Source organism: Stenotrophomonas rhizophila, assembly GCF_020857975.1.
GTDB lineage: Bacteria > Pseudomonadota > Gammaproteobacteria > Xanthomonadales > Xanthomonadaceae > Stenotrophomonas > Stenotrophomonas rhizophila_C.
In genome coordinates, this window is the sequence record NZ_JACWUO010000012.1 from 90,710 (window position 1) to 110,145 (window position 19,436).

A 19,436-nucleotide genomic window follows, 5' to 3' on the forward strand; every position below is an offset into this window, starting at 1 on the left:
ACCAGCACAGTTGACCGATCTTATCAGCTCAGTTTTGCTAATCTGAAGGTCAAATCTTCTCGTTTGTCGGTGCCGCCCCATCCGTCAATCATGGCGGCCTCCATCCAAGGGAAGCCGCCATGCATTTGCAACCGCTGGGTCCGGACGTGCTGCTGTGCGTCGGCGAGGATTACCAATCCGTTGCGACCGTATTCCTCGATGGCAACGATGCGCTGCTGGTGGATTCAATGGGGAGCGCAGCGGACGCCGATCGTTTGCGCGCACTGATCTGCGAAGAGCTCGGGAAGGCGGTGCGCGTCATCGTCTCCACCCATTTCATGAGCGATCACATCGCAGGCCTCGCGACCTTTCCCGACGCCATGGTCATCGCCCATCGCAATTATCGGCACACCTTTCTGTCGCAGAACCGCCGTGTCGACGGGTTCTACCGCGAGCCGCAGGTGGTGTTTGACAGCGCGATGCGCATCCGTTGGGGCCGCCATGCGCTCGGCCTGCTCCACAATCCCGGCAGGACGATCGATCACATAAGCGTGGATGTTCCCAGCGCTGACCTGGCCTGCGTCGGCGACAACATCGTGGGGAACATCGTCTACCTGTCAAATTCCGACCCCGTCCAGATGCGAGCGGCCATTGACCGGGTAAAGCAGGTTGGGCGCGGCACCGTCGTCGGCGGCCACATGGGACGCTTTGGCGCCGCAGTGCTCGACAACGCACTGCACTACCTGGACCGGATCTGCCGAAACGTGGTGGCGATACGGGCGCAGGCGGAGGGTGAATCGTTGAGGTCCCGGTTGGCCGCCATCCGGATCGAAGACTGCCTGGCCCCCGGCGTCGAGGCAAGCGCGTTTGAAAGGGAGTGGCACCTGCGCAACCTGGAGGCCATTGAGGCCCAGGGCATCTTTGGACTGGACACTTACCTGGCCCGCTCGGCGGATGTCGCATGAGCGGCCACCAACCCGACGGCGCACGGATGGGGCGCCGCGTCTTTCTTTCCAGCCTCGCGGCCGGCGCCACGGCTGCGCTTCTGCCGGTCTCCCAGGCCACCGCAAGGCCATCGTCGGATGTTTTGCGAATCCAGCGGCTTGCCTGGGCCGGCATTCGTCTTCAGCTGCCGGGCTCAACCTTGTTCATCGACCCGCTGACCAATGCCGGGGAGTGGGGCAGTGCACTGCCGGACGTCCTGGTTCCCGTCGGGGGCGGGGAGGGCGACACCACGGTCCTGCTCACTCACGTCCACTCGGACCATTTTGACGCCGGGGCCGTGGCCCAGTCGCTGCGGAACGGCGGGAGCTTGATTCACCCGGCGGGAACCCACCCGCTTCCCGTCCCTGCAGGCGCACGGGCACGGCCCGCGCCGCTTTGGGAGCCGCAGTTGCTGGGTGACTTTACCGCCACGGCGGTGCCCGCCTCGGACGGATACGGCGACACCCAGGTATCCTGGGTCGTATCGGCAGCCGGCCGGCGGATATTCCACGGCGGAGACACGATGTGGCACGGCCACTGGTGGAAGATCGCCCGCCAGTTCGGACCCTTCGACGCGGCGTTCCTGCCGATAAATGGCGCCAGGTTCGGATGGCGCAAGCCTGTCAGCGGAGAGCCGGGCGTCCTGACGCCCGGGCAGGCCATCGCTGCTGCCACCATCCTGGGCGCGCGGTTTGTCGTCCCAATCCACTACGGCATCTCGGGAGTTGATGAGTATCGGGAAGTAGACGATCCTCTTGGCGCTCTGGCCAGGGTGGCGCGGGGAACTTCCATCGAAGTCCAGCCAGTGCAGCCAGGGGCGTGGGTGACGTGGCGGTGAGATCCTGCCGAAGCGTCAAAGCGCTCCGCGAGAAGCCAATTAACCACCTCGGGAACCTGCATGAAGAATCGTGCCTTCGCTGTTTTCCTTGCCGCCATGATTGCCTGCCCCTTCTCCAATGCAGCCGAGCATCCAGCTCCGTCCCGGCCTTCCCTGGAGGCGCTGCAGCGCATCATTGAGTCCCGAAGTCCGGAGACAAAGGTCGCCAAGCCCGACCACGATCGGATTACGGCACAGCGCATCGATATCGTCGACGAGAACGGCGTGATCCGCATGACACTTTCGGGCCGGACGCCGGCCCCGATCATCGATGGGATCCAGTACCGTCGGGCTTTCAACGTTGCCGGCCTGGTGCTTTACGACGACAAGGGCAGCGAGCGGGGCGGCTTTGGCACCGCCGATGTGGCCGGCGGGATGGGCGTTCTGGCCCTGGATCACCCGGCGATGGACGCAATCGGTTGGCGCGTTTCGCCGGACGGGGAGGTGGCGTTCTCGATCAACCAAGCGCCGCCGCTGCTGCGCGAGCCGTCCCTCGACAACCGCTTGGTTCCCGGGGTTAAAACGTCCACGCGCATCCGAATGGTGGTGGGCGCTGACGGAACGCCGGCGATCGCGTTGAACGACAAGGCCGACAAGACACGCTTGCGGCTGACGGTAACCGAGGAAGGCTACGGCGCCATTGAATTCCTCAATGCAGAAGGGGAGGTGATTCATACGTTGGCGCCAGAGGCGGGGACAGAGCGGGCTAAGGCGAAGTAGGCCAAGCACCGAAGCTGGGTTGGCGCGTCCGCGAGTTCGCCCGTTGGGCACGTTCCGCGAGCCGGTCCAGCACACCTGCAGCGGCGGTAATGTGACGCCTAACGCAGGCGCTTTGATATCCTTCTGCCCACCAACAGGGGGTGGAAATGGATATCCGAACCGGAATTCTGTGCGCGTTACTGGCAATTGCTTGCCCGGCAGCGGCCCAGATTCACACGGCCACTGGACCCAAGCCAAAGCCGCTTGCTCCGGTTCCAAAGCCGCACCACAACTCAATGGCGAAAAGTACCACGCCGTTCAACTGTGAGGACCATCGTTGGCCGAATCATCCGCATCCGGGCATGAAGGGTTTCTGCGACGGTCTTGAGGCCCGCACGCTCCAAGATGAGGCACGCCGCGCCGGACGGCCCGGACCATCGACCGATGTTGTACGACTGCCGTCACTTGGTTCCGATGGTGCGCGACGATCAGGACTGACGTGCATTGGTGGGCAGGCGATGCGCAAGCTGCCGAACGGATGGGTGCAGGTAAGCTCACGGTCCGGCGGCTGGCAGAGGTGCCGTGAGGAATGAAGCCTGGGGTGTAGGCGCGCAATGCTTGATTTGTCCTTGGCCCCAAGCTGTAAGGCAAGAGCGATGCCAGGACCAGCTTGAGCAGGCCGGCGTAGTACCCCAGCCGGGCTACCAACGATTTAACATAATATACATTATGCGAAATGCTCTACAGGGCTATCCAGCGCTTTGTCGGCTCTGGCTGGCGCTGGTTGCGACTCTGGATCGGCTCTTGCTTGCCCTCTCGTTCCCCCAACAAGGACGAGATCGCAGCATGAGCCAGATGGACCCGCACGACCGTATCAACCTGACCGGCCCTTGGGCCGGTTTCGGCTTTCAGGGTGACCACATGTTCACCCCCGAAGGCCATCAGCTTGAACCCTGCGACATGGCCTGGTGGTCGCTGACCTGCAACATCGCCCGGGAATGGCGGCTGATGATGGCCGAAGCCCGGCCGCGGCCGACGCGATCGCTGGCCTCTGGAAAGCGCTGCGCCACAAAGGATTCCAGCGTTGTATACCTCCGCGAGTACGTCAGAATTCGCAGAGAACGGCGGTTGGGCATGGGCGATCCCGGTGCCGGCGCCGACGTGTCCAATGTGGTGCACATGTCACGTGGGCCACGACGGCCTCAGCGCGTGTGAAATGTTGTCCGTAGGGGCTATGCCCCTACACCCCGGCTAGAATGCGCGGACCATTCAACCGGGGAACGGAATTGAACGACCAACGGACGGCCAGCGCGATCCATTCCATCTGGTGGCAAGTTGCCCTGGGCGGCTTCTTAGCCCTGACGGCGCACAGCTTGGTTGAGGCCGCATACCTGAAATACCAAGTCGGCCAAGTGACGCGCCGGTTTGAGGCCGAAATGGAGCCGCTCTATTCCAGCAAGTACGCACCGGAGCCTGCGCGCCAGCAGTCACCGCCCGCCCCTCTGCGCGACAATCAGCGTTGCATGCAGGGCCGGCGGTTTGAGCGCGTCGAGAACGGGTGGAAGCAGATCAACACTCCCTGCTGAGGCGTGACGCGTTGCGTTATTTGCCGCTGTAGGTGTGCTGGACCGACTCAGGGAACGTTCCCAGCGGGCGAACGCCTACGCTCACGACAACGTTACCCGGGTTGCCCTGGGCGACGACGCCAGCGCCGCCCCCACTCGCTACGCTCGCAGGCCCAGCGCCAGCGCCATCGCCCGACAGGTTGTACAGGCGCGCATCCTTTTCGCGGATTGGCTTCTGCATGGGCCATGCCGTGGCGACCATGACATGCTTCCCAACCGACAACCGCACACCGTAGGTCTTAACCTCAACGGCGAATCCCAGTGATCGCAGCTGCCGGATATCAAGCTCTTCGATGACCTCGCCGCTGTCGTTGGAAATCCAATGGATAGACGCCCGGTTCTGCCCATCGACCTGGGCGAGCATCGCCAGCCGGATGCGGGCCTTTTCGCTGAGGCCTGCGACATAGCGCTGCTCGCTGGTCAGGTCTGCCAGCGGATCCGGCTTGGGCACAGGAACGGCCGCAGCGACACTACTGGCCGATGCGAGCCCTACCCCGCCCAATCCTGCCTGCGCGCCCGCTGATGCGCCCTGCGCGGCCGTGGCGGGTGCTTCGGCCGGCTCTGACTTCTTGAAGAACCCGAGGAAGGCCACCAGCCCGACAGCGCCCAGCACGACGAAGATGGCCGCGCGCATGCCCATGGCCGCCCACACGCTCTTGCCACCTTCCTCGTAGACCTCCGTGTTTTCCGCGCCCGGCGCGTAACCGTCATAGAGCGGAAAAATCGCGGGATCGTACTTGAGCGTCTGGCCGCCCACCTTTTCGAACTTGCCCGGCGATGTCGTGTGGAAGAAAGTCACGCGGTAACGCGTTTTCGCACCGACCACGGTCAGCTTCTGGAATGTGTTCTTACGCTCGATGCGAGCCTTAACCGCAGAGTGAAGACGATTGATCCACTGCGTCATGATCACGCCGTCGCCGCCGTTCTGACCCAGCAGCGCCCAAAAGTTTTCTACCGCTGGCGGCAGCGGCTTGCGCTCGTTGACGTAGAACTCATGCACCTCATCGATCACCACCAACGCATCTTTAAATTCGTCGGGGATGCACCACTTGCCGCTCTCGTCCTGGACACACGCGAATGTCCCTGCAACGTCCTTGGTGTCGACGCAGACCAGCAGCTTCTGCACGTCGATTTCGCTCATGGCCAGATGCTTGGCGATCTTGTCATGACGCAGGCCGTTGAGCCGGGCATACACCCGCCGGCCCTTCTTGATAGCCGGCAAGATGTGGTTCTTCACCGCGTCGTAGCTTTTGCCCGCCCGGGGCACGCCTTCGTTGAATACCAGCATTACCAGATACCGATGGTCAGGACCCGCCGCAGCAGGTAGAAGACAATCGCAATGCCGATCAGGACCATTGACGGGCCGATCTGGAACACCTCGGCGAACCACAAGACGGTGCCGCCGCCGTTTGCCAGCATGGAGCCGATGCTATTCTGGCTCATGAATTCGGGCAGCGGAATGTACTCCAACACCAGAAGTATCACGGAGAAAATCTGTTCCAGCGTGCGCACGAACAGGTCACCGATGAAGTCGGTAAGCGCATCAAAAAACAGCTTTACGACCTTCCACAGCCACGCGGTTATGTCATCGAGCCAGCCAGCGTACATATTCGCCCCTTATGTCAGCGCAATGCGCACAGCCGCGTAGGCCGCAATCGCAAGAATCACGTATCCGCAAGCTCGCAGCAGGGCCAAGAAGTCGCCCGAGCAGTGCGCGCTATAGGTCATCGTTTGCCACCATTTCGTGGCGGAAACGGTAAAGGTGGGGCACGACCCGCCACCCGGCACCGTCATAAAATCCTTGATGCCATCTGCAAGGTCAGTTTGCTTAACCTTGCTTTGAAATTCGCTCACCACATCTTTAACGGTCTTGGTGCTTTTCTTGTAGAGCTGCCCGTCTGGGGGCGTGGGCTTGCCTGGGCCCTCACCCTCGCCCGGGCCGGGGGTTACCCCGCCGCCATCACCGTCACCGTCGCCATCGCCGTCTCCATCGCCGTCTCCGTCTCCATCGCCGTCTCCATCGCCATCCCCATCCCCGCCACCACCACCACCGTCTCCACCTCCATCGCCACCACCGTCACCGCCACCGTCCCCACCGCCATCGCCGCCGCCCGGAATTTCGCCGCCACCACCACCGTCATCGCCACCACCGCCAGTGTCGGGCGGTGCCATATTGTCCTTGTTGCAGGTCTCGCCATTGGCCTGAAATAAACGACCGGTCGGCGATCCGGCCCACAAACTGCCCTCATAGGCGCAGCCATCGCTGCAGACGCTACCTAGCCCAGCAGCGCCGCCACCTTTCCAGCCCGTTTGCTCCGGCCGCGTAGCGCAGGTTTTCCCCTCCGGCCAGTAGCGCCTAATAGCGCAAGTCTTTGAGCCATTGGCCGCCCAAATGAGAAAGCCGGAATAGTTGTCTGCGCCCGTAAGTTCGACAGGGCCTTTGCTTAGGCGGCTCGACGTGATGCCATCGCACCCAGACGCAAGGAACATGTCTGCTACCGCACCGGCGGCAACGTATGCCTTTCCCTGATCCTCACAGTGACGGCCGTCGCGAATCTGCGCCATGCACTGCGAGACGTCCTGTGCAGATGCAGACGGCGCGAACACGCCGAAGGCAAGCACAGCAAGAATTACCACGACAGGGCTGTAGATTAGCCCGCACGGATTCCGTTTCATGCGTCCAGGCCCTTGACCCCGGCTATACCGCAGCACGCGCCGATGAATCCGCAAAACACCAGTACGATCATGGTCGTTGTCCCCCCTATGTCCCGACATAGAGCAGGGGCGATGCCGAAACACCGCCCCGCCCTGCCCTGCATCAGCCGAAGAAGCTGGCAACCTTCTTGGCCGCCCACTTGGTGAAGCCCAGCAGCGCAATCAGCGCAGCTGCGCCGATCATTGCGGTCACGCCATCAGCGGTGCTCAAGCCAGTCAGAATCGCTTCCATGTTGTCTCTCCTACGTTGGTTGTTGGTTTTGGTTGGTGCCGGCTAGTTGTTGAACATCGATGCGACGCTGCCGGCCATGCGTCCCACGACAAACCAGAAAATGACTGCCCCACAGCACGCGGTGAACCACTTGAGCGCGTCCTCCGCTGTGGGCATTGCAAGCGCCTGCTGCACAACGGCATAGATGCCGTGTTCGGCTGCACTCACCAGCACGTAGCCCGTGCATTCGGTCACCGGTTGCCCGGTTGGAATCAGCGTTCCGTTCTCTTGCAGGGCTACGCACAGGGACATGGGTTAGCCCGCCGTGGTGGCGCGGGGAGCGGGTTTGCCCAGCTGACGCAGTACGGTGAACTTGCTCAGGGTCACGACGCCCTTGTTGACCTGTGCCATGGCGGCGACGTCGAGCTCGTACTCGCCCACGGCGTAGGCGGGCTGGCCCTTGTCCAGGCGCACGTCGAACGGGTAGGCAAAACCGCCGGTTTCCAGCTTGCCCTTCTGCTTGCGGGTGCTGTACTGCACGTCCTCGTTGCGGTCGTTCTTGAAGCTGCCGCCGCGTTCGTCAATCTGCGAATCCAGCACGGTGACCTTGATGATGTTGTCCATTTCGTTACCCCTTTGAGGTTTGATTCACGCCCGCGATTTCGGGCCAATGCGCTGCTGTGTCGCCTGTGACCCACCTCGGCAGCTTGTTCGAGGTGCAGGATTCAATGACCGCCTTCAACGCCTCGGCGTCCGGGCAGTTGCGGGTGATGAAATTCAGGGTTGCGCCGTACTGGCGTTTGATGTGGCGGCGTGCGCTCTTCCACGTCGCTTCGACTGCGGCTTTCGTGATGTCGATGCGGGTGGCTACGCAGTGCAGGAAGTGCAGCACCGGATACGCGCCGAGCAGGTACGAGGCTGGGTCGCGCAGGATGTCAAGCGGCAGTTCCTTGCGATTGGACGCGCGGAACTGAGCCTCATAGCGGACCCACTCCGACGACTTGTCGCCCTGTTCCCGGCCCTTCTCGTAGACGCGCAGCTGCTTTTCGGACTTCTTGCCGCCCACGTAGAACGTCTTGCCATCGCCGCTATCGTGGTCATCCACGGTCTGCGCCTTGGGTCGCTGGCCGCGTTGGTCAAACTCGCCCTGGGCGTACCACGACTGTGCGAGGCGAAGCGGGTACTGACCGATCAAGTCATCGGCGCATACGTCCACACGGGTGATTCTTCCGGCGCAGCTTTCGAGCTTCGCTCGAAGCTCCAGCCACCGCTTCGCATGGCCGCAGCGCGCTGCGCCTACGCTCTTGCATCCATCGCCGGTGAGCTCGATTCGGGCGGTGTACGTGCCATCGGCACGGCGACAGTTTTCCCCGCCGAGTTCGATCATGCCCACGAATTCTTTAGCCGCGTTGAGGATCTTGACGCGCCACAGGTAGAAGCGACCGCCACTCGCAGCTTCGTCCAGTTCCAGCCCCAGCCCGGCGAAGAACCAGCAGAACACCTGTAGGGCAGCAACGCGGGCGTTATCCGCGCTGGCATCGATCCACTGGCGAACTTCGTCCTGCGCGTCGCGGTCGAGGAAGCCGGTTTCTTGAAGAGCAACGAACAGATCAACCGAGGCGGAGAACCAGTCAATGCCGACCGTCAGGGTGCCATCGGCGTTTCTGAATTCACTGACTCCCCTGTTAGACGCGGGGAGTCCTGCCGCCGCTCCCGCGCCGTCAGCCACGGATCACCTCTGCGCGCTCGGCGAAGCCGGCAGCAGCCAGTAGGTCGCCGCGCTTGGTGGCGTCGATTTCGTTACGGAGAAGTTCGGCCAGCGTGTCGGCCACGACCTGGGCATGACGCTCCGGGTTCGGGCGGGTGGTCTCGATGCAGTCGCGCAGCTTGCGCGGGAACACTGCGACGCCGAACGCGATGGACAAGCAGGCGCCTATCAGACAGACGGTCATGATCACGCCGACCATCACGAAACCCGCCCGATCTGGTAGATGCTGACGGGCTTGCCTGCGGCGATCTGCCGATGCTGGCGAGCCGCGCGAACGGCCATTGCGGCCTCGCGGGTGACGTACACCCCGATGACGATGCGGCGCATGCGCACGCGGTGGAAGAGTTCGAACATGCCTTGCCCCTACCCTGCCCCTAGCCCCTAGGAACCCCGCCAGCGGCCTAGGGGGACCGGTGGCGGGTATCGCCTACTGCGGTAGGCGATGGGGGCTTTATACGCGCCTACTGCGGTAGGCGTCAATAGCTGTAGGCTACCGCTGTAGACGACTGGAGGCGGTATGGATTGGGATGACTTCTTCGAAAAGACGCGCGTGGCAGCTGGCGTCGAGAGCTTTTCAAAGCTCGCCCCGAAGCTTGGCGTAACGGACGGTGCCATCGGGCATTACCGGCGCGGGCGACAAATCCCATCGGTGTGGGTGGTAGCGGATGCCCTGCGGATCCAGAAGCACCCCAACCCCGAGATAGCTGCGGTGGAGATCATGCGCAACGAGGCGCGCACATCCTCTGAGCGCACCTTTTGGAAGCGTCTGGCCGCCACGGCAATGATGCTCTGCCTGGCAGTGGGGTTCGCCTCCCCTATCGACGCGAAGGCCGCTGCACGCGTGGGCGATAGCGCCACTGTCTATACATTATGCGAAATGACCGATGGCCCGTGTTGCAGCGTTTGCCGGCCCTGGCTGGCGCTGGGTCAATCTCTAGAAAGGCGGCGATCACCCGCGTCGAACTGCACGCGTTGCTGGCCAACTGCGGGACCGGCCTAGTCGGCCCGTGCGATTGCGCCCTGCTCTCCTTCGCCTTGCCAGTGGCGGTCGTCGACGCAGCGAAATCGCCGCGGCTACGCTGGCCCATCTGCGCCGCCTGCCCGAGTGCGGTTTATCACCTGGACCGGGGCAAGACCCTGCAGGACGGCACCAAGGCCGGCATCAGCCCGGACAAGCCGCTGCTGGACACCGACTGAGCCTGTAAAGCCTGCAAGATACTGCATTGAATGTGTCGCCGCCCCGCCCTATCCTGCAAAGAGCCGCAGCATCCACGCCGGGCATCACGGGGGTAGCATGAAGCTAGTCAAGGCACGGATTCGCAATTTCCGCTCAGCGGAGGACACCGGGACGTTCGATGTCGGAAGCCTGACGTGTTTGGTTGGCAAGAATGAGGCCGGCAAGACAGCGGTGCTTTCAGCGCTGTATGGCGTCAAGCCGTTCGGCAAGAAATTTGCCTATGACAAAGTGCGCGACTACCCGCGCCGCTATCTAACGCGCTATGCAGAGCGTCACGGCGGTAGGGACGCCGAGGTGGCCACCACCACGTGGGAGCTCTCACCTGATGACCTCGCCTCTGTGGCCGCGGTGCTTGGGGAGGGCGCGGTGCTCGATGCCCTCCTCGATATCACGACCCACTATGGGGGCCATCAGACCTGGAGCCTGCAGGTCGATGAAAACAAGGTTCGCTCCACCCTACTTAAGCAAAATGGGGTAGAGGCTCAAGAGTTGGCCAAATTTTCCAAGACGCCATTTGCGAACTTGCTTGCAGAAATTGAGGCGCAACCTGAGCCTTCAGATGCGCTCAAAGCGGTCAAAAAGCAGATCGGCGAATTCCGCGATGGTCGCCCGGTGTTGGCAGCCATAGACGCACTTTCAACACGGCTTCCCGTGTTCTTTTACACGTCTCATTTTGACAGGATGGCCGGTGAGGTGTCGCTGGAGAAGTTGACCCGTGATCAACGCAATGATGAACCCGTCTCGGCAGGCGATCAGATCTTCCTGGACTTCCTGGAGTACGCGGGCACCTCGGTAGACGAGCTCGAAAATAGCACGCGGCTGGAGGAACTCACCGCCAAGTGTCAGGCCGCATCCAATGACATTACTGATGAGATTTTCGATTTCTGGAGTCAAAACGACGCGCTGCGCGTAGAGATTGCGTTGGCGCAGGGGCTGTCGGAGGATCCTGCGCCGTTCAACTCGGGAACCGTAGCCAAGATCCGAATCCACAATGATAATCACAAGGTGTCTGTACCCTTGTCCGAGCGCAGCGCTGGCTTTGTCTGGTTTTTTTCCTTCCTCTCGCAGTTCAAGCAGATGCGTAAGAAGACGCCAGGCGCGATCATTCTGCTGGACGAGCCGGGCCTGACGCTGCATGGTAAAGCTCAGGCTGATCTCCTCCGCTACATCATCGAGCGCCTGCTGCCGGATCATCAGGTCATCTACAGCACCCACTCGCCGTTCATGGTGCCCGCGGATCGTTTAGCGGATGTCAGAGTGGTGGAGGACGTGGTGAGCTATGACCAGCGTCACCGCGCCACCGTAAAGGGCACACAGGTGTCCGCGGACATACTGACCGTTGATCAGGACACGTTGTTCCCGCTGCAAGCCCATCTGGGCTATGAGGTAACACAGAGCATGTTTGTGGGTGCCCATACGCTGCTCGTGGAGGGGCCGTCGGATGTTCTTTTCCTCCAGGCTGCCTCGCATGCCTTGAAGCAGCGTAATCGCAATGGGTTGGATCGCCGTTGGACGATCTGCCCCACTGGCGGTATCGACAAGGTGCAGTCGTTTGCGTCTCTATTCGCGGGCAAAGGTATCAACATCGTGGCCTTGTGCGACTACGGAAGCGGTGACAAGAGTAAGGTCCAGCGACTGCGGGCGTCGCAGATCCTGAAATCCACTGGGGTCTTAGTGGCAACTGACTTCACTGGCAAGGATGAGAGCGATATTGAGGACTTCTTTGCGCCGGCGCTCTATGCCGAAATCCTCAATGGTGCCTATGCCCTGAAGGGAAAGGGGCGGATTACGGCCGCCCAGCTAAGTGCGGGGGATGCGTCGTTGCGCCAAGTGAAACAGGCGGAAAGCTTGTTCAATGTGATGGATAGCTCAGTGCCGACTTTCGACCACTTCTCACCGGCGTCTTGGCTCATCCAGAACCAACATGTATTGACTGAAGACAGTGCTGCGGTCAATGAGACGCTAGACCGCTTTGAGAAGGCTTTCGGGGAGATTAACGCGCAACTACCGGCGGACTCGTAGATTCAGACGGCGATGTGGCGTGGTCGCGGCTACTTGAGCGCGTTCTAGGCACTGGTGTTAACAAGGGGGGAACAAGGATGTTGAGCAACATTGTATCGATCAGTAATGCCGGTGTTCTTGCAGGCTTCTCAGGTGCAACAGCACAGCTACCTGACTTTAAGACAAAGAACCTGATCTATGGCTGGAACGCATCCGGAAAAACTACCCTCTCACGTCTGTTCGGGCAACTTGAGCCGGGTGTTGGGGCCCCACAGCTGCCTGAGGGGGCATGCGCAGTTTGGAAGACAGTCGCCGGCGCCCAGCTCGATGCACGGCGGGAGGCCGATCGAGCGACCGTCAACGTCCGCGTATTCAACCGCGACTTCGTAGAGCGCAACCTGAGCGATCACACGCGCGCCCCCTCGCTGTTCATCATCGGCGAAGACAACATTCGTCTCACAAAGCGCATCGAGCGTTTGCAGATTCACCGGGATCGTCTGGCCGTGTCGTTCCGGGCCGCGCAAAGGGCGTCCCAAGATGCCGAGCGAGCGTATGAGCGTCTTGCGACCGACCGGGCCAGCGCGTGCGCGGACCGACTGGGTGTCAGGAACTTTCGCGCGCCCAACCTGAAGGCGCTCGCGGTCCAGCTGGAGCAGCCGGCCAGCGATTTGCTAGATGACGTCGCCCTTGCCGTTGCCGTAGACGCGGCACGCGACCGAGAGACCTACCAGACGGTCAACTTGGGCGGGCTTCTTCCCCTACCCCTTCCACAGGCAGAACACCTGGCGGCGTCTCTGAGCGAATGCCCCCAGCAGCAGGCCATCGCTCACCTTGTCAGTGACACCCGCTTGAGCGATTGGGTTAGGCAAGGGTTGCAGTTTCACCAGCACAACAGCCAGTGTGCGTTCTGTGGTGGCGACGCCAGCCAAGCCTTAGCTGACTACGCCAAGCACTTCTCCGATGCGTATAGCCAGCTGCGTCAACGTTTGCTCTCTCTCGATCAAAGGCTGGCGGTGGCACTACCGCTCCCAACGCTACCTCCGGAACAGGTGTGGGCGCCGCCGATCCGCGATCGGGCTCGAACACTGGCCGACCAAGCCGTTCAATGGCAGGAAGCAGAGCTTCAGATCCGGGCGCGTTGGCGGGCACAAATTGCGGAGAAGCTAGAGCGCATGGACCTGCCTGTGGATGTCGCTGATGTTGCGGATCGTTCGGCGGCGCTTGGTGAGATTCATGCCGGCTTGCGAGAACTCGTGGCTGCCCAGAGGCGGATCATTGACCAAGCTGGTCAGATCCAAGCCGCTGCGGCAGAGAAGGTGAAGCGGCATTTCGCCGCGCGTTACGTTACAGATGAGGAATGCAAGCTGCGGCTCGCCGAACATGAACAGGCGAGCGCCTATCTTTCGCGTGTGACGCATGTGGGCACCAAGGCCAAAGATCGGATTCATGCGGCCCAAGCCAAGCTACAGCAGCAGTCGGTCGCCGCTGCTGAGATCAACGTGCTTTTACACAAGTTGCTCGGGGGGCGAATCAAGGCTGCTCAGGCGGCCGACAGCCAGCTAAAATTCATGCGCGGACTGGTACCTGCCGCCAACCTGAGCGATGGTGAGCGCACTGCTGTATCGCTGTCCTATTTCCTGGTTAGCTTACGTCAGGGAGGAGCGCAACTGACGCAGACCATAGTTTTTGTTGACGACCCCATCAGCAGTCTGGATGCCAATCACGTCCATCAGGTGTCTGTTCTGTTGCTCCGGCATCTGCAGGACGCCAAGCAACTTTTCATCTCGACCCACAGTTCAGAACTGTTCAATGCCATTAAAGAGGAGTGGACAGACCGCGGCAACTTCAAAGCCAAAACTGCGGGATACCTGATGCATCGTGTTAGTGAATCCACCAGTCAACTAGCCGCGCTGCCTCAGCACCTCTCGAAATTCCGCTCGGACTACCATCATGTGTTTCACTGCTTGGCAAGAATTAGTCAGAGCTGCGAGATTGACGTTGACCTGTACATAGGCACGCCAAATCTTGTCCGTCGCTTCCTAGAGATGTATCTGGGTGCGCGGCTCCCAGAAGCTGCGGGCATACAGAAGAAGATGCATATCCTGTTTGATGATAGCGATGTGAGCGACAGCATCTACCAATTCGCCAACGAAGGATCCCACAGCCAGACCAGCCTGAGGATGCTCCAGGTCTCCGACTTCCCGGCCCAGTCACGTGACGTGGTTAGAACGTTGTTCGAGGCGCTCCGCGCAAAGGACGTTGCACATTTCAATGCGCTGCTCAAGGAAACGAAGGTCGAGTGGAATCCCGGATAACCTTCCAGTGAGTGAGGCGCCTGTCCCTAATGGTGGCTGGTGCCCGCAGCCCTCGGGCTTGTTGGCCTAGCTCTTGGTTGCGGCCAATGCGTGACTATGCCGGCGGAGCTTGCGCATAATAGCCCGGTGCCTCTCAAACTCCCGGCGGCTAATTCCGCCGCGGTCGCATCGCCCTATCGATTGGATGTATGGATGTCGAAAGTGAATGGGGCAGCTATAACGGGTCGCTTTTTGCAGCAGCACTCAATGGAGTGTATCACCCACGCCATCCAATATTGCTCGCTTGCCGCTTCCGGCGAATTCCTCTCGGATCCCCGCTAGAGTAGCAACCCAATGTTGGAAGGAACTAACGAGATTCAGCTGCGCCACACCGAGACTAGGGGTCGGGCCTCGGAAGGCTTGGTCAAAAGCCAATCTTTCATTAGATGCTGCATCATGAGGTCAAGCTCGCGATTCCACTGCATGCTAGGTGGGCCGTCTCGCACGGCTCGTAGGCTCTGGCTGGCAATGGCTACGACTCTGGATCGGCTCTTGCGTCCCTGCCCGCGCACCTGGCGTTGGCCAGCTTGAGGCATGACCGCGATGGATGCGCATGATCGAATGCAACTGAAATGTGGCGCACATATCCAGTGGGCCACGACGCCTTGAACAACAAGACACCTCCCCTTCTTGGGCATTGATGGCTTGAGGTGTTGCCCTGGCTGTGGTCCTCATCATGGGCTAATTGAATGGAACGCGCGCCGACAGGCCGCAGTGATCACGCGCGAGCTGATACGTCCAATGCTGCGGTAGAAGACGCACAGTTGGAAGCCTAAGTCGCTAGTTGGCATGAACGAATTATTAGGGGGCATCTGCGACGCGCTCCGCCTGCTCTAGGACTGACAATAGATAGTCAATCCAGCCCAGAATCTGAAGTACACGTTCGGCCGGAAGGCTGCCCAAGAGTTTGTGCTGAACCTGGTTTCGGATAAAGCCAAAGGTGCCCATGAAGAGAAGTTGCGCGGCTTCTTGCTCCGATGGAACGGAACTAACACGCAACTTGGCCTTCTGACCGTTAAACGCAAGAGTGACCAGTTGCTTGCCAGTGCTCCCGTCGGTACAGCCCGTCACCGCTCGAAGGCGGTTTTCTAGGATGCGCGACGCTTCTGCGACGACCGTGTCATTGCGCTCAGATTGGCCCGACTCCTGGAACTGGTTGAACAGGTCCAAGCACCGGCTCCGCAGCTCATGATCCAAAATTTCGATGGAGCCGACGAGCACCGGGCGGGGCCGCGACGCCGTGAGGAGTGCGACTTCTTCATTGCGCTGCGGTGGCGTCTCCGCAACCTCAGTTTCGGGTGCTTCGCCGTACTCGGCGAGTAGCTGGATGGGAGAGGCGCTCTTAAACACGCCAGCGGAAGAGAAGAGCTCTTCTTTCCTAGATATTTCACGATCCAATGCCGAAAGAGTCGAAAGCGTTACATTTGGCCGACTGGCCAGCCTGTTTCTTTTGGTTTTTAGCTTTGCAAGGTAAAGCAGGCTAACCGCCTTGATGAAGCGGACGGTCCCATGGCTCATGGATATGTCTACATGGTAGGAATCGTCGCTCTTTTCCGATTGGTCCTTGATCCATTGTTTGAGACGGTTAGCTCGATCCTTATCACGTCCAAGACCAAGTTCTCTGCGCGTATCTTCCGTGATCAAGCTCGCGAGGTCCGGGTCTTCAGCAAGCTCTCGCGACTCGTCGCCAAGTAACGATACATAGAAGTCAATCGCACGCAGTACAAATTCAATTGTTTCACGCTCAAACATGATCCAGCTGTAGACATGTCCGTCGTGGTTCTCGGCAATATCCATATGCTCCCTAACGCTTGAGTTAAGCCATGCCGCGAAGCGATATCAGCTTGAATGAATTGTGAGGCAACGGCCTGGGTTCTCGGCAATAATGCACTCGATGGTGTGGCCGCGTAGATCGAGCTGAGTTTTGATCCAAGCAGCCAGATGTCGCCCATGCATGCCTGGGTTGACTCCTGGTCCTCACCGAGTTCAACATCAAACAAGCTAGAGGTGAACCGGTAAGTTGCCATGCTGCCTAACTACCTAATAGCCGGATACCTAGGTCCGGTCATACGCCTTATCCATAGCGCCCCTGTGGTGCACTACACCCTTGATGCAGTTCGAGTTTATGGCGGCTGGGCCAGGCTAGCAAGCTGACGTATAGCCGAATCCACTGGACCGGCGCTAGCAATATCGGACGTCCGCTTTAGGTCGGAAGCTATCACCCCCCCCCGATAAACACCCTTTATCGCGGCGCTGTCACTGCCCCCCATGGCAGAAACTGAGCTGGGGGAAAAAGCAACTCCCATCGCAGTCAAGTTTAATGCCTTGGATTTCCCCCAAAACCAAACACCAGCGCGGGAGCAGTCAGCTCCCGCAAGGGCGATCGCTCCCCTCCCCTCACGTCCCTGCCCCGCCAATTGACCGCTCTGGCGATCCCTGTGCTCAGCGCAGGTGATCCTTCAGGAACAACCAGGTAATCAAGGTCGCATCCGGCCCCTTGACGTCGGTAAACGGTAACCCGGACTGGCTCCCGCTCCACGCATGCCCCATCCCCTGCACGACGTAGTGCTGGGCCAGGGTCTTGCCGCCGTAGCTGTAATTGTAGACCGTATAGGCGTGCCCACCCGGCACCTGTCCGGCGATGGTGCTGGTTGGCTGGTACTTCACCGAGTCGTTGTCCAGGCCGTCATCGGCCAGGTCGTTGGTCTGCAGGAACTGGCGCACGGCCTGCTGTCCGTTCACCGGGTTGACCGTGGTGTCGACGGTGCCATGGAACACCAGCAACGGGATCGGGCGCGGCGACGGCGAGCCCGAGCACTGCCAGGCCAGCCGCCCGTTGCTGTCCGGCGAGTAGATGCTGCCGGCCAACAGCGCGTAGGCGCTGCCGGATACCGTGGTGGCGCCCTTGTACATGCCGCCGGAATGCACCGCGCCGGCGGCGAACACGTCCGAATAGCAGGCCAGCATGATCGAGGTCATCGCCCCGCCGGCGGAAATGCCGGTGACGTAGACCCGGCGCGGGTCGACGTTGTAGTCCGCCTTCACCTCGTCCACGATCCCGGCCAGGATCGAGGCCTCGCCGCTGCCGCGCGCCTGGTTGATCGGCAGCTGCCAGTTCCAGCAGCGCGCCGGGTTGGCGGTGAGGTTCTGGCGGGGGTACACCACGATGAAGCCTTCGGTATCGGCAACGTCGTTGAAGCCGGAGGCCTCGCCCATCAGGTTCGGCCCGGTGACGCAGCCGTGCAGCACCAACAGCACGGGCAGCGGCTGGGTTTGCTGGTAATCGGCCGGCACCCACACCTGGTACTCGCGGGCACCGAAAATATTGCCGTACAGGCCCACATCCCAATGCCCGGGGCTTGCCGCAACGGCGCTGCCCGCCGTCGCCAGCCAGGTGCACAGCACCAGTAGTGCGGTCTTGATCGAATCGATTCCAAATTTCATAGCCAGATCCTCATGCGTGAGTCGTGGATGAAGTGGTACCGGAAATCCTCGTGGACCCGCCTTCCCGAGGGTTGCTGCGACGCCGCTGTCACACCCAGCCGGTGGCGTAATAGATGCCGATCACCACGAACACCGCGAGGGTCTTGATGAGGGTCACGGCAAAGAGGTCTTTGTAGGCCTGGCGATGGGTCAGCCCGGTCACCATCAGCAGGGTGATGACCGCACCGTTGTGCGGCAGGCTGTCCATGCCGCCGGAGGCCATCGCGGCGACGCGGTGCAGCACCTCCATCGGGATGCCGGCGGCCTGCGCATTGGCGATGAAGGTTTCCGACATCGCGGCCAGGGCGATGCTCATGCCGCCGGACGCCGAGCCGGTGACGCCGGCCAGGCCGGTCACCGTGACCGCTTCATGCAGCAGCGGATCCTTGATCGCGCCCAGTGCGTTGGCCACCATCATGAAACCCGGCAAGGCGGCGATCACCGCACCGAAGCCGTACTCGGACGCCGTGTTCATGGCGGCCAGCACCGCACCGCCGATTGCGGTCCGGGTGCCGTCGGCAAATTGCGTGACTACCGGCCGCCAGGCCAGCGCCAGCACCGACAGGATGCCGACCAGCAACGCTCCCACCACGGCCCAGATCGCCCCGATCTTGGCCACGTCCTGCACCACGGGCGCGGCACTGCCCAGGATCGATGGCACGAAGCTGTGCTCGCTGCCATACCAGTGCGGCATGCCCAGGGTGAACAGCTTGTTGGAGACGAACACCAGCAGCAGCGGCAACATGGCGATGCCCGCATGCGCCAGATGGGTGCCGGCGAACGGTGCCGGCTCATTGACCAGGGTGGCCGGGTCGCCGTAGCCCTCGCCATTGCGCGCCGCGGCGCGACGGCGCCACTCCAGGTAGGCCATGCCCACCGCCAGCACGAAGAGGCTGCCAAGCGTGCCCAGCACCGGCGCTGCCCAGGTGTCGGTGCCGAAGAACGTGGTCGGGATGATGTTCTGGATCTGCGGGGTACCCGGCAGCGCATCCATGGTGAAGCTGAAACCGCCCACCCCCAGCGTGGCCGGGATCAGCCGCTTGGGGATATTGCTCTGGCGGAACATCTCGGCCGCGAACGGATACACCGCGAACACCACCACGAACAGCGACACCCCGCCATAGGTGAGCAGGCCCGATACCAGCACGATCGACAGCATCGCCCGCTGCGGGCCGAACAGCGCGATCGCCGCGCCGACGATGGACCGGGAAAAGCCGGACAGTTCGATCAGCTTGCCGAACACCGCGCCCAGCAGGAACACCGGGAAATAGAGCTTCAGGAAGCCGACCATCTTGTCCATGAACAAGCCGGTGAACATCGGCGCCACCAGCGAGGGATCGGTCAGCAGCACCGCGCCGAGGGCGGCGATGGGCGCGAACAGGATCACGCTGTAACCGCGGTAGGCCACAAATATCAGGAAGCCCAGTGCGGCAAGGACGATCAGTAACGACATGGGGCGCTTCCAGCTGGGGACGCGCCCAGTATCCGGATCTGGCCGGTGCT

22 protein-coding genes are annotated in these 19,436 nt (G+C 61.3%); 10 read left to right on the forward strand and 12 right to left on the reverse strand.

Features of this window, described 5'->3' with window-relative positions; translation table 11 throughout:
• The first annotated feature begins 119 nt into the window (after positions 1-119).
• The 5 genes from IC535_RS12805 (at position 120) to IC535_RS12825 (ending at position 4,125) form a co-directional block, all read left to right on the forward strand.
• The gene (locus tag IC535_RS12805; RefSeq protein ID WP_228886998.1) at positions 120-944 is read left to right on the forward strand and encodes an MBL fold metallo-hydrolase; all 825 of its coding nucleotides are present in this window, start codon (positions 120-122) and stop codon (positions 942-944) included.
• Positions 941-1,801 (forward strand): MBL fold metallo-hydrolase, encoded by an 861-nt coding sequence (locus tag IC535_RS12810; RefSeq protein ID WP_228886997.1) that lies wholly within the window; start codon positions 941-943, stop codon positions 1,799-1,801. Before IC535_RS12805 ends, IC535_RS12810 begins: the two co-directional genes overlap by 4 nt.
• A gap of 60 nt (positions 1,802-1,861) precedes the next feature.
• Complete coding sequence (locus IC535_RS12815) at positions 1,862-2,560, forward strand: hypothetical protein (protein ID WP_228886996.1); 699 nt, start codon at positions 1,862-1,864, stop codon at positions 2,558-2,560.
• Between the two features lie 825 nt (positions 2,561-3,385).
• Positions 3,386-3,754, forward strand: coding sequence for a DUF3653 domain-containing protein (locus tag IC535_RS12820; protein ID WP_228886995.1), 369 nt, complete (start codon positions 3,386-3,388; stop codon positions 3,752-3,754).
• 71 nt (positions 3,755-3,825) lie between these two features.
• Positions 3,826-4,125 carry a hypothetical protein gene (locus IC535_RS12825; RefSeq protein WP_228886994.1) on the forward strand — a complete coding sequence of 100 codons (300 nt, stop codon included), beginning with the start codon at positions 3,826-3,828 and terminating at the stop codon, positions 4,123-4,125.
• Between the two features lie 16 nt (positions 4,126-4,141).
• On the opposite strand, the gene IC535_RS12830 is transcribed toward IC535_RS12825, so the two are convergent.
• From IC535_RS12830 to IC535_RS12840, 3 genes are read right to left on the reverse strand one after another with little or no spacing between them, the layout of a single operon-like run.
• Positions 4,142-5,452: a zonular occludens toxin domain-containing protein gene (locus IC535_RS12830; protein ID WP_228886993.1), complete on the reverse strand. Its 1,311-nt coding sequence runs from the start codon at positions 5,450-5,452 to the stop codon at positions 4,142-4,144.
• The gene (locus IC535_RS12835; protein ID WP_228886992.1) at positions 5,452-5,772 is read right to left on the reverse strand and encodes a phage coat protein; all 321 of its coding nucleotides are present in this window, start codon (positions 5,770-5,772) and stop codon (positions 5,452-5,454) included. Before IC535_RS12835 ends, IC535_RS12830 begins: the two co-directional genes overlap by 1 nt.
• Before the next feature lie 9 nt (positions 5,773-5,781).
• Positions 5,782-6,018, reverse strand: a complete 237-nt coding sequence (locus IC535_RS12840) for a hypothetical protein (protein ID WP_228886991.1) — start codon at positions 6,016-6,018, stop codon at positions 5,782-5,784.
• On the opposite strand from IC535_RS12840, the gene IC535_RS12845 reads away from it, so the two are divergent.
• A complete protein-coding gene (locus IC535_RS12845; RefSeq protein ID WP_228886990.1) occupies positions 6,004-6,375 on the forward strand; it encodes a hypothetical protein in 372 nt (123 codons plus the stop codon). The two genes, IC535_RS12840 and IC535_RS12845, sit on opposite strands and share 15 nt — an antisense overlap.
• A 607-nt stretch (positions 6,376-6,982) precedes the next feature.
• On the opposite strand, the gene IC535_RS12850 is transcribed toward IC535_RS12845, so the two are convergent.
• From IC535_RS12850 to IC535_RS12875, 6 genes are read right to left on the reverse strand one after another with little or no spacing between them, the layout of a single operon-like run.
• Entirely contained in the window at positions 6,983-7,111 is a 129-nt protein-coding gene (locus IC535_RS12850) for a capsid protein (protein WP_228886989.1), read from the reverse strand.
• A gap of 42 nt (positions 7,112-7,153) precedes the next feature.
• The gene (locus tag IC535_RS12855; RefSeq protein ID WP_228886988.1) at positions 7,154-7,402 is read right to left on the reverse strand and encodes a hypothetical protein; all 249 of its coding nucleotides are present in this window, start codon (positions 7,400-7,402) and stop codon (positions 7,154-7,156) included.
• Positions 7,403-7,405: 3 nt separating this feature from the next.
• Positions 7,406-7,714, reverse strand: coding sequence for a G5P family DNA-binding protein (locus tag IC535_RS12860; protein WP_228886987.1), 309 nt, complete (start codon positions 7,712-7,714; stop codon positions 7,406-7,408).
• Positions 7,715-7,718: 4 nt separating this feature from the next.
• Positions 7,719-8,819: a replication initiation factor domain-containing protein gene (locus IC535_RS12865; RefSeq protein WP_228886986.1), complete on the reverse strand. Its 1,101-nt coding sequence runs from the start codon at positions 8,817-8,819 to the stop codon at positions 7,719-7,721.
• Positions 8,812-9,057, reverse strand: coding sequence for a hypothetical protein (locus tag IC535_RS12870; RefSeq protein WP_228886985.1), 246 nt, complete (start codon positions 9,055-9,057; stop codon positions 8,812-8,814). Before IC535_RS12870 ends, IC535_RS12865 begins: the two co-directional genes overlap by 8 nt.
• Positions 9,057-9,212, reverse strand: coding sequence for a hypothetical protein (locus IC535_RS12875; RefSeq protein WP_228886984.1), 156 nt, complete (start codon positions 9,210-9,212; stop codon positions 9,057-9,059). The genes IC535_RS12870 and IC535_RS12875 overlap by 1 nt, the downstream gene beginning before the upstream one ends.
• 364 nt (positions 9,213-9,576) lie before the next feature.
• On the opposite strand from IC535_RS12875, the gene IC535_RS18885 reads away from it, so the two are divergent.
• The 4 genes from IC535_RS18885 (at position 9,577) to IC535_RS12890 (ending at position 14,411) form a co-directional block, all read left to right on the forward strand.
• Positions 9,577-9,858: a DUF3693 domain-containing protein gene (locus IC535_RS18885; protein ID WP_429000424.1), complete on the forward strand. Its 282-nt coding sequence runs from the start codon at positions 9,577-9,579 to the stop codon at positions 9,856-9,858.
• The gene (locus tag IC535_RS12880) at positions 9,750-10,055 is read left to right on the forward strand and encodes a hypothetical protein (RefSeq protein WP_228886983.1); all 306 of its coding nucleotides are present in this window, start codon (positions 9,750-9,752) and stop codon (positions 10,053-10,055) included. Before IC535_RS18885 ends, IC535_RS12880 begins: the two co-directional genes overlap by 109 nt.
• Positions 10,056-10,152: 97 nt before the next feature.
• The gene (locus tag IC535_RS12885) at positions 10,153-12,117 is read left to right on the forward strand and encodes an AAA family ATPase (RefSeq protein ID WP_228886982.1); all 1,965 of its coding nucleotides are present in this window, start codon (positions 10,153-10,155) and stop codon (positions 12,115-12,117) included.
• 77 nt (positions 12,118-12,194) lie between these two features.
• Entirely contained in the window at positions 12,195-14,411 is a 2,217-nt protein-coding gene (locus tag IC535_RS12890; RefSeq protein ID WP_228886981.1) for an AAA family ATPase, read from the forward strand.
• Between the two features lie 840 nt (positions 14,412-15,251).
• Here IC535_RS12890 and IC535_RS12895 read toward each other — a convergent pair.
• The 3 genes from IC535_RS12895 to IC535_RS12905 all read right to left on the reverse strand — a co-directional run bounded on the left by IC535_RS12895 (position 15,252) and on the right by IC535_RS12905 (position 19,386).
• Positions 15,252-16,247, reverse strand: coding sequence for a TIGR02391 family protein (locus tag IC535_RS12895; RefSeq protein WP_228886980.1), 996 nt, complete (start codon positions 16,245-16,247; stop codon positions 15,252-15,254).
• Positions 16,248-16,892: 645 nt separating this feature from the next.
• The gene (locus IC535_RS12900) at positions 16,893-17,894 is read right to left on the reverse strand and encodes an extracellular catalytic domain type 1 short-chain-length polyhydroxyalkanoate depolymerase (protein WP_228886979.1); all 1,002 of its coding nucleotides are present in this window, start codon (positions 17,892-17,894) and stop codon (positions 16,893-16,895) included.
• An 88-nt stretch (positions 17,895-17,982) separates the two neighbouring features.
• The gene (locus IC535_RS12905) at positions 17,983-19,386 is read right to left on the reverse strand and encodes a GntP family permease (protein ID WP_228886978.1); all 1,404 of its coding nucleotides are present in this window, start codon (positions 19,384-19,386) and stop codon (positions 17,983-17,985) included.
• Between the last annotated feature and the right edge of the window lie 50 nt (positions 19,387-19,436).

What these genes read in the sequence shown, in the direction of transcription:
- IC535_RS12805 (WP_228886998.1), top strand. Translation starts at nt 120, where the DNA reads ATGCATTTGCAACCGCTGGGTCCGGACGTGCTGCTGTGCGTCGGCGAG.
- IC535_RS12810 (WP_228886997.1), top strand. Translation starts at nt 941, where the DNA reads ATGAGCGGCCACCAACCCGACGGCGCACGGATGGGGCGCCGCGTCTTT.
- IC535_RS12815 (WP_228886996.1), top strand. Translation starts at nt 1,862, where the DNA reads ATGAAGAATCGTGCCTTCGCTGTTTTCCTTGCCGCCATGATTGCCTGC.
- IC535_RS12820 (WP_228886995.1), top strand. Translation starts at nt 3,386, where the DNA reads ATGAGCCAGATGGACCCGCACGACCGTATCAACCTGACCGGCCCTTGG.
- IC535_RS12830 (WP_228886993.1), bottom strand. Translation starts at nt 5,452, where the DNA reads ATGCTGGTATTCAACGAAGGCGTGCCCCGGGCGGGCAAAAGCTACGAC.
- IC535_RS12835 (WP_228886992.1), bottom strand. Translation starts at nt 5,772, where the DNA reads ATGTACGCTGGCTGGCTCGATGACATAACCGCGTGGCTGTGGAAGGTC.
- IC535_RS12850 (WP_228886989.1), bottom strand. Translation starts at nt 7,111, where the DNA reads ATGGAAGCGATTCTGACTGGCTTGAGCACCGCTGATGGCGTGACCGCA.
- IC535_RS12855 (WP_228886988.1), bottom strand. Translation starts at nt 7,402, where the DNA reads ATGTCCCTGTGCGTAGCCCTGCAAGAGAACGGAACGCTGATTCCAACC.
- IC535_RS12860 (WP_228886987.1), bottom strand. Translation starts at nt 7,714, where the DNA reads ATGGACAACATCATCAAGGTCACCGTGCTGGATTCGCAGATTGACGAA.
- IC535_RS12870 (WP_228886985.1), bottom strand. Translation starts at nt 9,057, where the DNA reads ATGGTCGGCGTGATCATGACCGTCTGTCTGATAGGCGCCTGCTTGTCC.
- IC535_RS12875 (WP_228886984.1), bottom strand. Translation starts at nt 9,212, where the DNA reads ATGTTCGAACTCTTCCACCGCGTGCGCATGCGCCGCATCGTCATCGGG.
- IC535_RS18885 (WP_429000424.1), top strand. Translation starts at nt 9,577, where the DNA reads ATGCGCAACGAGGCGCGCACATCCTCTGAGCGCACCTTTTGGAAGCGT.
- IC535_RS12885 (WP_228886982.1), top strand. Translation starts at nt 10,153, where the DNA reads ATGAAGCTAGTCAAGGCACGGATTCGCAATTTCCGCTCAGCGGAGGAC.
- IC535_RS12890 (WP_228886981.1), top strand. Translation starts at nt 12,195, where the DNA reads ATGTTGAGCAACATTGTATCGATCAGTAATGCCGGTGTTCTTGCAGGC.
- IC535_RS12895 (WP_228886980.1), bottom strand. Translation starts at nt 16,247, where the DNA reads ATGGATATTGCCGAGAACCACGACGGACATGTCTACAGCTGGATCATG.
- IC535_RS12900 (WP_228886979.1), bottom strand. Translation starts at nt 17,894, where the DNA reads ATGAAATTTGGAATCGATTCGATCAAGACCGCACTACTGGTGCTGTGC.
- IC535_RS12905 (WP_228886978.1), bottom strand. Translation starts at nt 19,386, where the DNA reads ATGTCGTTACTGATCGTCCTTGCCGCACTGGGCTTCCTGATATTTGTG.